Here is a 14,437-nt window from a genome sequence, read left to right as displayed (position 1 = left end):
TACTTTTGAAAATAAGGGGAATAATCTCTCTTTTGTACATATTTTGAAATTAATGTCATTATTTCAAGCATCATAAAAGACCACGGCTCAATTGAGTCCGTGGTCTCCCGTTTAACGTTGTTTCACGACGACCGATCCGTAGGCCGGTACATCGACCGTGCCCGAGACGCGTTTAATCGTCTTCGTGCCCGCTTGTTTCCCATCGACGATGAGGTTCCATTGCCCGCTCGGCAATTTCACTTTAACCGTCTTAGCGTTGGCGTTGTGCGTGATGAACAAGTCTTTCTTCTGGCCAGGTGCTTTGTCATCAATCGAGTAGCTGATGACGTTCGCTTCGGCTTTGTAGAATTTCAAGTTTTTCTTCACGTCAACCGCCTTCGTCATGCGGAGACCTGGGTTATCTTTACGCATTTCGATTAAGCCCTTCATGTACTGGACGTCCGCCTTACGGTCGGCGGCCCGTTTCCAGTCCATTTGGTTAATGCGGTCCGGCGATTTGTACGAGTTGTGGTCGCCTTCTTTCGTGCGCATGAACTCTTGACCTGCATGAATGAACGTTGTTCCTTGGCTCGTCAAGAGGATGCTCGACGCGAGACGGTGCATCTTCGTACGGTCCGCTTCCGACGTTTCTGGGTTCGTGAGTTCAAGCTTGTCCCAGAGCGTGTGGTTGTCGTGCGCTTCGACGTACGTGATTGCTTGCGTCGGTTCTTTCGTGAAGCCTTTGATGTCGGCGCTATAATCGATTTCACCGACGATGCCTGTCTTGATGCGGTTCTCAAGGCCGGCTTTCCCGTTGATGAAGCCGTTGTCCGTGTCGATGAAGACACTGCCTTTCAAGCCGTCGCGGATGTTGTCGTTGAAGTGTGCGACGCCTGGCATCTTGTATGCGTTCTTCTGGTTCGCTTTCTTCGCCGGGTCGAGCGGCGTGCTGAGGTCCCAACCTTCGCCGAAGACGAGGATAGATGGATCCACTTTGTTCAACGCCGAACGGACTTGGTTCATCGTCTTGACGTCATGGATGCCCATGAGATCGAAACGGAACCCGTCCCAATGGTACTCTTGCGCCCAATAGACGACCGAGTCGACGATGAGCTTCTGCATCATCTTGCGTTCAGACGCAGTGTCGTTGCCGACGCCCGTTCCGTTCGCGAAGTCGCCGCCCTCTGTGTAACGGTAGTAGTAACCTGGGACGATCTTATGCAAGTTCGACGCCTGCGCATCGAACATGTGGTTATAGACGACGTCCATGACGGCGCGCAAGTTGTTGTCATGGAGCCCTTGAATCATTTGTTTCATCTCACGAATCCGGACTTTCGCATCATATGGATTCGTCGAATACGAGCCTTCCGGCGCGTTATAGTTTTTCGGGTCATACCCCCAGTTGTATGATGCATCCGGTTTCGTCTCATCGACCGAGGCCGTGTTATAGTCGTACACCGGAATGAACTGGACGTGTGTGACACCGAGGTCTTTCATATGGTCGAGGCCAGTCTTTGTGGCTGTCTTCTTGCCGTTGACGAGGAGGCGTGTGCCTGGCTCGACGACACCGAGATATTTGCCTTTGTTTTTAATCCCTGAATCGTACTTGTCTGACGTGACGTCGAAAATCGACAAGTCGCGAACGTGCGTCTCATAGATGATGGCGTCTGTCCGTTTCGCCAATTTCGGCTTCATCGAGTTCCAACGTTTCGGTTTCGTCTCGTTCAAGTCGACGACGACCCCTTGGTCCCCGTTCACACCGACTGCTGTCGCGTACGGATCGACCGCGCGGACGCTGCCGGACGCGTGCTTGACGTTGTACGTGTAGCCGATGCCGTCCAAATCGCCACGGACGTCCGCGACCCATGTGCCGCGCTCGCCACGCTTCATCGAGATCGTCTTCTTCAAGTCTTTATCTGAAGCTGGACGCGTTTTCGGCATGTTCCATAGTTCGAGCTTCACGTCTTGTGCCGTCGGGGCCCAAAGGACGAATTGTGATTTTGACTGCTTGTAAGTCACGCCGAGTTTGCCATCATAGGCGTATTTCGCATCGAACTCCGGTGACCGGAGGACGTCGCCCGCTTGGAGTACTTTATCTCCGAACGTCGGGTGCTTCGCCGTGATGACCGCCGCCAAATCGATGTCTGCACTGAAACGGACGGTGACCGACTTGTCGCCTGACTTCTCAACCGATTCAACGGTCGCACCTTCGACCGTCAATTCGCTCAAGAACTTCTCGTCGATGACGCGGTTGAGCGTGAGCTCCGCTTGACGGAACGTGTCCGCCTCGAATGAGACGATTTTCGGTGAACGATCGATTTCTGGTTCTGAATAGTAAATCGTCGAATCCCCTTCGACGAGCCAAATCTCTTTCGCCGTGCTGAGCGCGAAACGGTCTGTGCCGTCTTTTTCGGCCCATTCGCCTTTTTTCGTGACGAGTCCGATGAGTTTCTTCGCGTCCGGGTTGGCAAACTTCACGTTCGCGACACCGCCGAAGGCGTCCGTCTCATCGAAGTTGATGTTTTGACCGTCGCCACCGTCTGGCCATGTCCAAAGACCCCAGTCCGTGTATGTATTGTCGTAACGGAAGTAATGAACTTTCATATCTACGTCCGTTGCTGCCGTCTCCCCGTCTGGGTTCGACGTATAGATTTTCGAGTCCCCTGACTTGATCCATACTTCGGCAACGCCGTCTTTGATCATATCGCTCGTGATGAAGCGGTCGTTCTCCGACCCTTTATCTTTCTCCCAGTTGTCCGTACGGACGATGAGACCGAGCTTTTCAGGTGAATCGACCGGGAATTCGTAGGCCGCCACCTTTCCGAAATCGTCCTCGCCGTTGAAGGCGAAGGCTTTATTCGGGAAATAATCTGGGTTATTCGCCCAAAGCCATAAGTTCCAATCCGTTTGATTGTCCGGGGCCTCTTGATAGTGAACGACGACGAGCGTCGACTTGCCTTTATCGAGAGCGGACGATGACATCGGAAACATTGAGAACACTAGTGCAAACGTTAGCACAACTGCCCATGCCTGTTTCCATCGCTTGTTGACCATGTGGGTCCCTCCTTGTAGCATGATTTTAGGAAAACGCTTACACAAAAATTGTAAACGTTTCCTTTTCGGAATTCAATGTTTTTCTAGACAAACACCTAACGCCTTCCTCTTTGCGCCATCACTTGGGAAACCTCCGCTATTTTCCATTCCGAAAATAATTGCATTTTCGGATTAATGGACTGTATATAGAAGTTAGAGGAGGAATTTTAAATATATGTCACTTACGAACCTCATTAACAACTTGATCGCCAACGCCAGTCTGTTGCTGGTCGGTCTCTATATTATTTCGCGCCTCACGAAGCTGGGCGTGACGACGAAGCTCCCGCTCCGGCGTCAAGTCACCATCTCCTTCTTACTTGCCGGGCTATCGATTGTGATCACCCTGCACGGCGTGTTGTGGAACGCGCAGGCCGACTTTCAATACGGGTTTGTCCCCATCATCATGTCGGCGCTCTATTTCGGCCTGCCGGGTGTACGGATCACGTATGTCGCGAGCATTCTCGTTTTGCCGTTCATCTTGAGCGAGACGCTTTTGTTGATCACGTTTCTCGACTACACGCTCGCCGCATCGATTGCTGTCGCTTTCCTATGGTTCCGTGAACGAATCAAACCGGCGCGTGACATCCGGATCGTCAATGCGATCAGCCTCGGATTCATCTCGTTGTTCTCGCTGTTAAACGTCAGCACTTATAATCAAATCGAAATGTATGTGATGACGCTCCTCGCCTTCATCACCATCGGGTACTCGGCCGGATACCTTCTCCATATCGTCTACGGGGGCATCCATAAAATCCAACGCTCGGAACGGCTCATTTCAAAATATAAAGAAGCGGCCTTCACCGACTCGTTGACCGGACTTGGCAATCGCCGCCGCTTCGAAGAAGAGATGAAGCGCGTCGACGAGGAAGTGTTCAATGGAACGCAAGACGTCGCCTTGCTCTTCCTCGACATCGATCATTTCAAATCGATTAACGATACGTACGGCCATGATGCCGGTGATGCCATCTTGGTCGAATTAGGCAACCGGTTGACGAAGACGGCCCGGACCGATGACATGGTCTGCCGCAACGGCGGCGAAGAATTCTCGGTTTTATTGGCTGACTGCACGTTGTCGCAAGGGTTCGTCATTGGCAAACGCTATTTGCGGCAAATCGCCGAAACGCCGTTCTTATTGCCGGACGGATCCTTCATTGACGTCACCGTCTCCATCGGCATCGCCAGCACGTCAGAGTCCAAAATCGCCACGTCGAGCCAACTGATTAAAAAAGCCGACGTCGGCTTATATGTCGCCAAACGGAGCGGACGCAACCGACTCGGCAAGTGGAACGAAAAGAAAGCGAACTAACCCCTGATGCGCGGCATCAGGGGTTCATTATAGTTTCTTCCATTCTTCTAACGCCTCTAAGTGCCAACGATAGCTCAGCTTGAACGCTTCGTCCTTCTCATGCAACACCCGATAATATCCTGTTCACCTCACTTCTCAGCATACCAAAAAACGGCGTCCGAATGGCTCGGACGCCGTCTGTGTTAGTTCCCGTATTTTTTAAAGAGTTGATAATTTTTATTCCCACCTGACAAGTTGTAAACGTCGGTGAAACCGAGGTTGCGGAGCACGTTTTGAGCCGCGTTCCCCGTCACCCCGCCGTTGCAATAGACGACGGTCGGCTTGTCTTTTTCCATGTCCTTGGCGGCATCACGCAAGTTACCGAGCGGGATGTTGACCGCACAGTCGACACATGCTTTTTCGAACTGCGAAGCTTTACGCGTATCGATAATCTGCATGTCTTCACCCGCATCGATCCGCTTCTGCAGCTCACCCGGTGTGATGAGTCGCGCCGATTGATTCATACTGTTCGCGAGCGCCATGCCCGTGTACATGACCGGGTCTTTCGTCGTCGAGAACGGCGGAGCGTACGCGAGGTCGAGATGGAACAAGTCATCGACTTTCGCCTTAAACGTGATAGCCGTGACGAACACGTCGATGCGCTTGTCGACACCTTCGAACCCGACGATTTGAACGCCGAGCAATTGGCGTGTCGACCGGTCGCCGATTGCTTTAATCGTCAAGTCTTTCCCGCCCATATAAGCCGGCTTGTCCGGCTTCGTGTTATGGAGCACTTCGACGTCATACCCGAGCTCGCGGGCCTCACGTTCCGATAGACCGGTCTGGGCGACGGCTTGGCCAAACACTTTGAAGATGCCTGTGCCGAGGATGCCACGGTGTTCAAGGTCGCCTCCTGTGATGAGGTCACCAAGAGCACGACCCATCTTGTTCGCCGTCGAACCGAGCGGACGCCAAATCGGTTTGCCCGTGACGAGCGAGAAACTTTCGGCGACGTCGCCGGCCGCATAGACGTTCTTCACGTTCGTCTCCATCCGCTCATTGATGGCGATCGCACCCGTCTCGCCGATTGTGACACCGATCGACTTCGCGAGTTCCGTGTTCGGACGGACACCGACGGAGAGGATGACGAGGTCCGTATCAATCGTCTTGCCACTTTCCGTGACGACGCGTTCAACATGACCATCACCGACGAGTTCTGTCACTGTCTCCCCGAGCATGAGCTCGATCCCGTTCTTCTCGAGGTGATCCTCGACGCGACAAGCCATATCTTTATCGAGTGGTGGCATCACTTGCGGGAAACGCTCGATGACCGTAACTTCGACGCCGCGCAGTTTGAGCTGCTCAGCCATCTCGAGGCCGATGAACCCGGCGCCGATGATGGTTGCATGCTTCGGGTTCGTCGCATCGACGAAGTTACGTGTCGCTTCCGCGTTCTGAATGTTACGGATTGGGAACACGTTGTCCGAATCGACACCCGGAATCGGCGGGATGATGCTCGAGGCACCTGTCGAGAGGACCAACGAATCATAGCTGTCCGTGAACGATTCACCCGTCTCAAGGTTCTCGACCGTGACCGTCTGTGCGTCGGCATCGACTGCCGTCACGTTATGACGTGTCATGACGTCGATGTTGTAGCGTTTCTTGAAGAATGCCGCATCGCGAGGCGTCAAATCGTCGCGCGACTCGACTTCGCCGCCGACATAATACGGAATACCGCAACCCGAGTACGAGATATCGTAGTCGCGGTCGTAGATCGTAATCTGTGCGTCTTCGTTGTTACGACGTGCTTTTGCCGCGACCGATGTACCGGCGGCGACTGAACCGATGATGACCAATTTCATATTAAACACTCCTTAGTAAAGTAGTAGGCTGATGTATAGTCCAAGCAAGGTGATGGCGAGCGTTGGAATCGTCAAGATGATCCCGACTTTAAAGTATTGACCCCAACCGATTTTAAGCCCTTTCGTGCGGAGCACGTGGAGCCATAGCAACGTCGCGAGCGACCCAATCGGTGTGATTTTTGGACCGAGATCGGACCCGATGACGTTCGCATAGATGAGCGCTTCCCGAATCTGACCGGTCGTATTCGTCAAATCGATGGCGAGCGCGTCAATCATGACGGTCGGCATATTGTTCATGACCGATGATAAGATGGCGGCCAAGAAGCCCATCCCGAACGTGGCGCTGAAGGCGTTCACGGCGAACCAGTCGATGAAGTTGGCGAGCACTTGCGTCAGTCCCGCGTTTTGCAGACCGTAGACGACGATATACATCCCGAGCGAGAAGAAGACGATCGCCCAAGGCGCCCCGCGTAGGACGGACCGGGTCGGCACGACCGGTGAACGATTCGCCATGATCAGGAAGAACAACGAGATAATCCCAGCGACGAGCGAGACCGGGATGCCGACGATATCGCTTGTGAAGTATCCGATGACGAGAAGTGCGAGCACGACCCACGACAAGCGGAACATTTTATGGTCTTTGATGACCGAGGCCGGCTCGACGAGTTTCGATAAATCGTACTGCTTCGGAATGTCCTTTTTGAAATACAAATACAAGACGAGCAAACTTCCAGCGACGGCGAAGACGTTGACGAACACCATCCGTGCCGCATATTCGGCGAAACCGATGCCGAAGAAATCGGCCGAGACGATGTTGACGAGGTTCGAGACGACGAACGGCAGACTCGCCGAATCAGCGATGAACCCAGACGCCATGACGTATGCCAAAACGACCGCATCCGGCAGTTTGAGTGCCCGCACCATGGCGAGGACAATCGGCGTCAAGATGAGCGCCGCCCCGTCATTCGCGAACAACGCCGCGACGAGCGCACCGAGCAACGTGATATAGACGAACAGCTTGACGCCGCCGCCTTTGGCGATGCGGGCCATATGTAAGGCAGCCCATTCAAAGAATCCAATCTCGTCCAAAATGAGCGAGATGATGATGATTGCAATAAACGTGAACGTCGCGTTCCAAATGATTCCCCAGACAGTACCGACGTCATCTAAATTGACGACCCCGGTGAGAAGGGCGATGACCGCCATCCCCATCGCCGAGTAACCGATGCCAAGGCCTTTCGGTTGCTTGATGATGAGGAAGAGCGTGACCAAAAAGATAATACTAGCAATCCACTGCACAATGAGTTCCTCCAATAAATCTCTATTTTTTTAGCAAGTCTGTTGCAGACCGCGAAGCACAAGGCTAACGCCGTCTTCTGTCGACTCGACGTCGAGCGTAACGTTTTCCGCCATCGCTTCGGCGTCGTTCGCGACGGCGAACGTGAGGCCGTCGAAGTCTTTGACCGCATCCGTCGCTTCCGGAGCCGCGACGACTAGACCGAGCGTCGGTCCACAGCACCCGGCTTCCGTACAGATACGGACTGATTTGATTTCTTCTTCAACCAGTGCGTCTTTCATAAAATCGATGGCTTCATTCGTGATTTTCATGTAACTTCCTCCTTGAGTAGTTGTGACAGTGCCGGATAACCGACCGGCAGTTGTTCTTGCCATGCGAGTAACGTCGGACGCGGATAGGCGTTCACCCGTTCGAGCCATGGCGTCTCGCTCGCAACTTTCGCCGTCAGCAGCTTGCTTGTCACATCGAGCGGTGTGAACGATTGGTTGACGACCCAGGCGAACGGTTGAATCTCGGCCCGTTTCAAGTCAGCGACGAGCCGTTCGGCTTCATACACCGGTGTCGCTTCAGGTAGCGTCGTGATGATGACGTGCGTCTGTTTCGGATCGCGCAGTTTTGGTAACAGGTCGCGAACCGCTTCCGGGACGACCCCTGTCGATCGTTCGAGTTCGCGGTGATAACTCTCGGTCGCATCCAAGAGAAGCAGCGTATGACCTGTCGGCGCCGTATCGATGACGACGAAGCGGTCTTTCGCTTTCGCCACTTGATCGGCGAAGGCGCGGAAGACTGCAATCTCCTCGGTGCATGGCGAGCGCAAGTCCTCTTCGAGCATCATGCGCTGCTCCTCGTTCATATCCCCCGCTTCCCCGAACACGTCCATCCGGTACTTCTCGATTTCGACTTTCGGGTCGATCGCATCGACGGTGAACGTACCCGGGACATCCAACCCGATTGTGAAAGCCACATGTGCGGCCGGGTCTGTCGTCGTCAAATGGACGGCGTGCCCTCGCTCACTGAGCGCGACGGCGACAAGCGAGGCGAGCGTCGTCTTGCCGACCCCGCCTTTCCCCATCGTCATGATGACGCTCGGTCCATCCCTCTCGATTTCATCGACGAGTCGGTCGATCGAGCCATAATGACTTGTGTCATAGCTTGTAGTTAGGACGGTGGCCGTCTCCCCGTTTACCCAGCGTCGGAGCGCCGGGACACCGACGAGATTCTCGTACGCATATGGCAACGTGAACGTCTCGAGGTCGGCGATGCCTTTCGGCAGTTCGTGGAGCGCTTGTTGTTGACGCTCGATGAACCGTTTCGTATAGCGGTCCGTCCCTTCGTCTGATGCGACGACGCCGTTGATGACAAGTTGCATCTGTTCGATTCCAATCGCGTGAAGCTCGATCGCGGCACGCGCCGCCTCGACGAGCGTCGATGTCTCGGGACGGGCGACGAGCAACAATGTCGTCTCGCTGCCGTCGGTGAGCGTCTCGACAGCCCGTTTGTATTGCAGTTGCTTGTCGGCCAGACCAGCGAGCGGACCGAGGCAAGACGCGCCGGTCGTATTCGTCTCTAAAAATTCGTCCCACGCACTTGGCAACGTCAACAACCGTAGCGTGTGACCAGTCGGTGCCGTGTCAAAGATGACGTGATCGTATGTCTCACGTGCCGACTCAGACGTCAGTAACTCGGTAAACTGGTCGAACGCCGCGATCTCAACCGTACAGGCGCCGGACAGCTGTTCTTCCATCGACTGGATGGCCACGTCCGGAAGGACACCGCGATAAGGACCGACCATCCGTTCCATGTACTGCTTCGCCGCCTCTTCCGGGTCGAAGTTCGCGATGAACAGACCGGTTCCCGGGACGAGGCGTGGTGTCTCGTCGAGCTCCATCTCGAACACGTCCTGAAGGTTGCTCGCAGGGTCGGTCGAGACGAGCAAGACTCGCTTACCGCGGTCAGCAAGCGTCAACGCGAGGCTCGAAGCGGTCGACGTCTTGCCGACACCGCCTTTACCGGTCAAAAACACATAGCGCGTTGGTTCGATTGTCGTGAAATCAAAGCGATTCATCATGACCCGCCTCCTTATTTTTTAAGCGTGATGCGGACTTTCGGCTTTTCGCCATCTTGTTTCGCGAACGCTTCGACCGGGAGTCCTGTCAACTCGGCAATCTCCTCGTTCGTCATGTAAGCGCCTCGTTTGACGACGGCACCGTCGACGACCGTGAGTGGGAGCGTCTCAAGGCCGTTCGCGATTTCAGCTTGAACATGGACGTTCTCGACGAATCGGTTTGGCTCGGAGGCGAGATTATAACGGGCCACATCAAAGCCGCGTTGTTTTAATACGTAATGGATGGTCGCAATCCGCGTCAGCTCCGGATCGATTGAAGGACCACAAAGTCCGGTCGGGCAGCACATGGCTGGTTCGAATACTTCAAGTTTCATCGTTGACTCCTCCTTAAATCGCACAGTCCGTTTCGCAGTCACAATTCGCCTCGACCGTCTCGATTTTGTCGAGCAAATCGATGACGATTGAGTAGAATGGGCTCGTCTCGTTCAATCGATAGTGAATCCATTGCTTGTCGCGGCGCTCTAACAGGAGCCCTGCTTGCCGCATCATCTTCAAGTGGCGGCTGATGGCCGGCTGCGAGATGTCAAAACAATCAACAAAACTGCAGGCACATTGCTCTCCGCCTTGCATTTGTTTGAGCATCGTCAAACGGGTCGGGTCGGCGAGTACTTTGAGCACTTTACTTAAATCATCTACCGTATGCATCGTCATTCTCCTTCTCTGTATAACAAATCCGTTATATAACCTTTACGTTATGAAAATACCATAGTTTCTCATGCGGAGCAATTGTCTTCTCATAAAAAGTTCGGTATGATGGAACACGTTGTGAAAACATGTGTCGGTCGAACGACTTCTCTCATATAATGCGGCGTTTGATCTTCGTGAGACTCGGAGATCAAAGTCAAAAAATATATAGAGAGGTGTGTTCTTTTGGAAAAATTGAATACGATTAAACAAGATTGGCTCGGCAACGTCCGGGCCGACGTCCTAGCCGGCTTCGTCGTCGCACTCGCCCTCATCCCTGAGGCGATTGCGTTCTCGCTCATCGCTGGCGTCGATCCGATGGTAGGGTTATACGCGTCATTCATCATCGCGATGGTCATCTCGATTGCCGGCGGTCGTCCGGCCATGATTTCGGCTGCGACCGGGGCGATGGCGCTCGTCATCGTCTCGCTCGTCGCCGACTACGGGTTGCAGTATTTACTCGCTGCCGGGATTCTCGCAGGAATCATTCAAATCGCGCTCGGCTATTTCGGCATCGCCCGCTTGATGAAGTTCATCCCGCGCGCCGTCATGGTCGGCTTCGTCAACGCGCTCGCGATTTTGATTTTCCAGGCACAGTTGACGAACTTTGAAGGTGAAAGCTGGATTATCTGGGCGCTCGTCATTGGATCGCTCGCCATCATCTTCTTGTTCCCACGCATCAACAAAGTCATCCCGGCACCGCTCGTCGCCATCGTCGTCATGACGATTCTGGCGGTCACGCTCGGGCTCGAGACGAAAAACATTAGCGACATGGGTACGATTTCAGCAACGCTCCCGGAATTTTTATTCCCGAACGTCCCGTTGACGTTTGAGACGTTGATGATCATCCTCCCCTACTCGATCTCCCTCGCCTTCGTCGGATTGATCGAGTCGCTGTTGACGGCACAAATCGTCGATGACATGACGGGCACGGATTCGAACAAGAACCGAGAATCAAAAGGACAAGGTATCGCCAACATCATCGCCGGTCTCTTCGGTGGGATGCCAGGGTGTGCGATGATCGGTCAATCGGTCATCAACGTCTCGTCCGGTGCTCGCGGCCGTCTGTCGACGTTTGTCGCCGGACTCGCGTTATTCATCATGATCATGACGATGAGTGACGTGTTGATGCTCATCCCGGTCGGCGCCCTTGTCGGTGTCATGTTCTTTGTCTCGTATGCGACGTTTGACTGGGGCTCGCTCAAAGCGATGCGCACCGCTCAAAAATCGGATACGGTCGTCATGCTCGTGACGGTGCTCGTCACGGTCGTCACGCACGACTTGTCACTCGGTGTGTTCGCCGGGATCTTGACGGCAGCCATCCTGTTCGCCGCAAAAATCTCGAAAGTCGAACTTGACCGCAGTGTAGACGCCGACCGTGCCCGCTACGTCGTGAACGGTCAGCTCTTCTTCGCTTCGACGTCCGAGTTCGTCAATCAGTTCGATGTGACCGAAGACGCCGAAGCCGGGATCAAACATGTCACAATCGACTTCTCGAACACGCATCTATGGGACGATTCGGCCATCGGTGCCATCGATAAAGTTGTCTTCAAGTACCGTGAAGTCGGGATCGAGCCGGAACTGTTGAACTTGAACAAAGATTCAGAGAAACTGCTCAATACGCTCGCGCTGCACTTGAAGCAACAAGAAACAAGCGTCGGCCATTGATTCAATTTCTTCGGGAGTGAACATTCACGTTCGCTCCCTATTTTATATCCATGGCTCTAGTAAATCGCATATACTAAAAGTAGATTGTGTGAAAGAGGAGGACGTTTCAATGGGAAAGGTATTTTTAGCGGCAGACGGATCTGCCCACTCGAAGCGGGCACTTGAGAAAGCGATTCAGCTCGCCAAGGCATCAGACGCATCCATCGACATCGTCCATGTCGTCAGCGCCAAAGAATCGAAAGAAGCCGCACTCAACTCGACCGGGAAAATCGATCTCGAAGCGAAACGCAAATTGATGTTGCAACCGCTCTTCGATCAAATCGTTGCAGCCGGGCTTGAATATGAATATATTGAACTTCGCGGGGAGCCGGACGTCGAGCTCGTCAAATACGCGAACCATCAACCGTACGAGTACGTCGTCGTCGGTTCACGCGGACTGAACACGTTTCAAGAGTTCGTGCTCGGCAGCGTCAGCCATAAGCTCGCCAAACGCGCCCTCGCCCCGGTCATCATCGTCAAATGATTGCCACCCTTTCTTTACGGAGAAAGGGCTTTTTTCTGTTCCATACAGGAAATAGGTCCTATATGTGGAATGGAATAGTGAACTCATTTATGAAGGAGGAACCTAATTGGACATTACCAATGACTCAAATTTATTGCTCATCCTCTTGCCATTGCTCGTGTTGCAACTCATCTTGCTCGTCGTCGCCTTGATTGATTTGCTCAAACGGCAAGAAACGAATGGACCGAAATGGGTATGGCTTCTCGTCATCCTATTCATCAACATCCTCGGGCCGATCGTCTACTTCCTATGGGGACGGACGAAGCGATGAACGTCACCCAACTGACGAAACGATTCGGCACGTTCACCGCGCTCGACGACGTCAGCTTCTCGCTCCGCCCCGGCTGTACCTCGCTCCTCGGTGAGAACGGGGCCGGCAAGACGACACTGCTCAATATGATTGCCCGCGTGACGACACCGACGTCCGGACAGATCGTCGGGCATGACGCCATCCGCATCGGCTATCTGCCACAGCGACCGGCGCTCTATCCATCGCTCACACCGGTCGAGACGATTCGCTATGCGGCCGAGTTGACCGGCGTCACGAATGTCGACCCGGTCCATCTGTTGAAACGGGTCGGACTCGAGCCCGTCGATCGACCGGCGGCACACTTGTCCGGCGGCATGCGGCAACGGCTCGGCATCGCCCAGGCACTCGTGCATGACCCGGAGCTGTTACTGCTCGATGAACCCGTCTCGGCGCTCGACCCGCGCGGCCGCCGGGAAGTACTCGACCTCTTAAGCGACTTGAAACGAGAGCGGATGATTCTCTATTCGACGCACGTGCTCCCCGATGCCGAGGAAGCGAGCGACTGGGTACTCCTGCTCCGACAAGGTCGCCTGCTCATGGAAGGGACCGTGACCGATTTGCTCGGCTCGAAGTCCTCGATTCAAGTCCGTCTGTTCAACGACGTCGTGACAGAGGATGAGTGGCGAACGCTCCCGGGTGTCAGCCACGCCACCCGCTCCGGGACGACATGGGAACTGGAGACCGACGCGAAAGACGTGACGGAACGGGCGCTACTGCAGTTGCTGCTGGAGCGCGGTCTAAGACTCCAATCGCTCCATGTCGGGCATCCATCGCTCGAGTCACTCTTTTTGGAGGTGAACGCCTGATGAAACTGGCCATCTTCAAACAAGAGTGGAAAGAGTCATGGCGCAATAAACGGATGATTTGGGTACCGATTGCCTTGATGTTGCTTGCGGCGATGCAACCGCTCACGCTTTATTTCCTCCCGGACATCTTGGCCTCGGGCGGCAACCTGCCGGACGGGGCGGTCATCGAAATTCCGACCCCGTCACCAGAAGAAGTGCTCATGTCGGCGAGCGAACAGTTGCGACAAATCGGCCTGCTCGTCGTGCTGTTATCCGCCATGCATACGTTCAGTCACGAACGGTCGCTCGGCACGCTCGCCTGGCTCAAGTCGCTCAAGATTCCGGGCACGCGCATTGTCCTCAGCAAATGGGGACATTATTCGCTACTCGCCGTCGTCGCCATCGGCCTCGCCCAATTGAGCGCCGCCTACTATACAATCGTTTTGTTCGATTCGTTCGACGTCACCGATTTCTTGATCGCGACCGGGCTGCTCATGCTCCATTTCGTCGTCCAGCTATCGATTTTCTTCTTGTTCGCAGCGTTGCTCGAGAGCGGCCTCGTCGCCCTTGTCATCACGCTCGCCCTCCACTTCATCATGTCACTCCTTCTCGGGTGGCTCGAGTGGGACTGGATGCCGTGGCGGCTCGGCTCGTTATCGGCCGAAGTGCTCATGGGCGAGAGTTTACTCGTTTGGCCGATCGTCAGCAGCGTCTTGTTGATTGGCGCGACGCTCTTCGTCGCCTCGAAACGGTTGTTGTTCATAAGCCGTTCGTCCTGATGTAACAC

General features: G+C 54.3%; 13 protein-coding genes. 6 read left to right on the top strand and 7 right to left on the bottom strand.

Annotated elements, in window-relative coordinates; all coding sequences use genetic code 11:
* Positions 1-111 precede the first annotated feature (111 nt).
* Positions 112-3,033 (bottom strand): type I pullulanase, encoded by a 2,922-nt coding sequence (gene pulA / locus KNP85_RS02385; RefSeq protein ID WP_029594931.1) that lies wholly within the window; start codon positions 3,031-3,033, stop codon positions 112-114.
* A gap of 214 nt (positions 3,034-3,247) precedes the next feature.
* Between pulA and KNP85_RS02380 the strand changes: the two genes are divergently transcribed.
* Positions 3,248-4,378, top strand: coding sequence for a GGDEF domain-containing protein (locus KNP85_RS02380; RefSeq protein WP_029594930.1), 1,131 nt, complete (start codon positions 3,248-3,250; stop codon positions 4,376-4,378).
* A 182-nt stretch (positions 4,379-4,560) separates the two neighbouring features.
* Here the strand turns inward: KNP85_RS02380 and KNP85_RS02375 are convergent, their stop codons facing one another.
* From KNP85_RS02375 to KNP85_RS02350, 6 genes are read right to left on the bottom strand one after another with little or no spacing between them, the layout of a single operon-like run.
* Positions 4,561-6,219, bottom strand: a complete 1,659-nt coding sequence (locus KNP85_RS02375) for an FAD-dependent oxidoreductase (RefSeq protein ID WP_029594929.1) — start codon at positions 6,217-6,219, stop codon at positions 4,561-4,563.
* Positions 6,220-6,231: 12 nt separating this feature from the next.
* Positions 6,232-7,518 (bottom strand): arsenic transporter, encoded by a 1,287-nt coding sequence (locus tag KNP85_RS02370; protein ID WP_035385645.1) that lies wholly within the window; start codon positions 7,516-7,518, stop codon positions 6,232-6,234.
* Positions 7,519-7,548: 30 nt separating this feature from the next.
* The gene (locus KNP85_RS02365; RefSeq protein WP_029594927.1) at positions 7,549-7,827 is read right to left on the bottom strand and encodes a Fe-S cluster assembly protein HesB; all 279 of its coding nucleotides are present in this window, start codon (positions 7,825-7,827) and stop codon (positions 7,549-7,551) included.
* Positions 7,824-9,581 carry an arsenical pump-driving ATPase gene (gene arsA, locus KNP85_RS02360; protein WP_035385731.1) on the bottom strand — a complete coding sequence of 586 codons (1,758 nt, stop codon included), beginning with the start codon at positions 9,579-9,581 and terminating at the stop codon, positions 7,824-7,826. The genes KNP85_RS02365 and arsA overlap by 4 nt, the downstream gene beginning before the upstream one ends.
* A 14-nt stretch (positions 9,582-9,595) precedes the next feature.
* Positions 9,596-9,955: an arsenite efflux transporter metallochaperone ArsD gene (arsD, locus tag KNP85_RS02355; RefSeq protein ID WP_029594925.1), complete on the bottom strand. Its 360-nt coding sequence runs from the start codon at positions 9,953-9,955 to the stop codon at positions 9,596-9,598.
* Between the two features lie 13 nt (positions 9,956-9,968).
* Positions 9,969-10,286 (bottom strand): ArsR/SmtB family transcription factor, encoded by a 318-nt coding sequence (locus tag KNP85_RS02350; RefSeq protein ID WP_021066456.1) that lies wholly within the window; start codon positions 10,284-10,286, stop codon positions 9,969-9,971.
* Between the two features lie 225 nt (positions 10,287-10,511).
* On the opposite strand from KNP85_RS02350, the gene KNP85_RS02345 reads away from it, so the two are divergent.
* The 5 genes from KNP85_RS02345 to KNP85_RS02325 all read left to right on the top strand — a co-directional run bounded on the left by KNP85_RS02345 (position 10,512) and on the right by KNP85_RS02325 (position 14,429).
* Positions 10,512-11,993, top strand: a complete 1,482-nt coding sequence (locus tag KNP85_RS02345) for a SulP family inorganic anion transporter (RefSeq protein ID WP_029594923.1) — start codon at positions 10,512-10,514, stop codon at positions 11,991-11,993.
* A gap of 109 nt (positions 11,994-12,102) precedes the next feature.
* Positions 12,103-12,516, top strand: coding sequence for a universal stress protein (locus KNP85_RS02340; protein WP_029594922.1), 414 nt, complete (start codon positions 12,103-12,105; stop codon positions 12,514-12,516).
* Positions 12,517-12,622: 106 nt separating this feature from the next.
* The gene (locus tag KNP85_RS02335; RefSeq protein WP_021066453.1) at positions 12,623-12,826 is read left to right on the top strand and encodes a PLD nuclease N-terminal domain-containing protein; all 204 of its coding nucleotides are present in this window, start codon (positions 12,623-12,625) and stop codon (positions 12,824-12,826) included.
* Positions 12,823-13,671 (top strand): ABC transporter ATP-binding protein, encoded by an 849-nt coding sequence (locus tag KNP85_RS02330; RefSeq protein ID WP_021066452.1) that lies wholly within the window; start codon positions 12,823-12,825, stop codon positions 13,669-13,671. Before KNP85_RS02335 ends, KNP85_RS02330 begins: the two co-directional genes overlap by 4 nt.
* Positions 13,671-14,429, top strand: coding sequence for an ABC transporter permease (locus KNP85_RS02325; RefSeq protein WP_021066451.1), 759 nt, complete (start codon positions 13,671-13,673; stop codon positions 14,427-14,429). The genes KNP85_RS02330 and KNP85_RS02325 overlap by 1 nt, the downstream gene beginning before the upstream one ends.
* Positions 14,430-14,437 lie beyond the last annotated feature (8 nt).

Source organism: Exiguobacterium sp. s194 (genome assembly GCF_018618275.1).
Taxonomy (GTDB): Bacteria; Bacillota; Bacilli; order Exiguobacteriales; family Exiguobacteriaceae; genus Exiguobacterium; species Exiguobacterium chiriqhucha.
This window is presented reverse-complemented; position numbering and strand designations above follow the sequence as displayed.

Coding starts and splice junctions, on each gene's coding strand:
- pulA (WP_029594931.1), bottom strand. CDS start 3,033: ATGGTCAACAAGCGATGGAAACAGGCATGGGCAGTTGTGCTAACGTTT.
- KNP85_RS02380 (WP_029594930.1), top strand. CDS start 3,248: ATGTCACTTACGAACCTCATTAACAACTTGATCGCCAACGCCAGTCTG.
- KNP85_RS02375 (WP_029594929.1), bottom strand. CDS start 6,219: ATGAAATTGGTCATCATCGGTTCAGTCGCCGCCGGTACATCGGTCGCG.
- KNP85_RS02365 (WP_029594927.1), bottom strand. CDS start 7,827: ATGAAAATCACGAATGAAGCCATCGATTTTATGAAAGACGCACTGGTT.
- arsA (WP_035385731.1), bottom strand. CDS start 9,581: ATGAATCGCTTTGATTTCACGACAATCGAACCAACGCGCTATGTGTTT.
- arsD (WP_029594925.1), bottom strand. CDS start 9,955: ATGAAACTTGAAGTATTCGAACCAGCCATGTGCTGCCCGACCGGACTT.
- KNP85_RS02350 (WP_021066456.1), bottom strand. CDS start 10,286: ATGCATACGGTAGATGATTTAAGTAAAGTGCTCAAAGTACTCGCCGAC.
- KNP85_RS02340 (WP_029594922.1), top strand. CDS start 12,103: ATGGGAAAGGTATTTTTAGCGGCAGACGGATCTGCCCACTCGAAGCGG.
- KNP85_RS02330 (WP_021066452.1), top strand. CDS start 12,823: ATGAACGTCACCCAACTGACGAAACGATTCGGCACGTTCACCGCGCTC.
- KNP85_RS02325 (WP_021066451.1), top strand. CDS start 13,671: ATGAAACTGGCCATCTTCAAACAAGAGTGGAAAGAGTCATGGCGCAAT.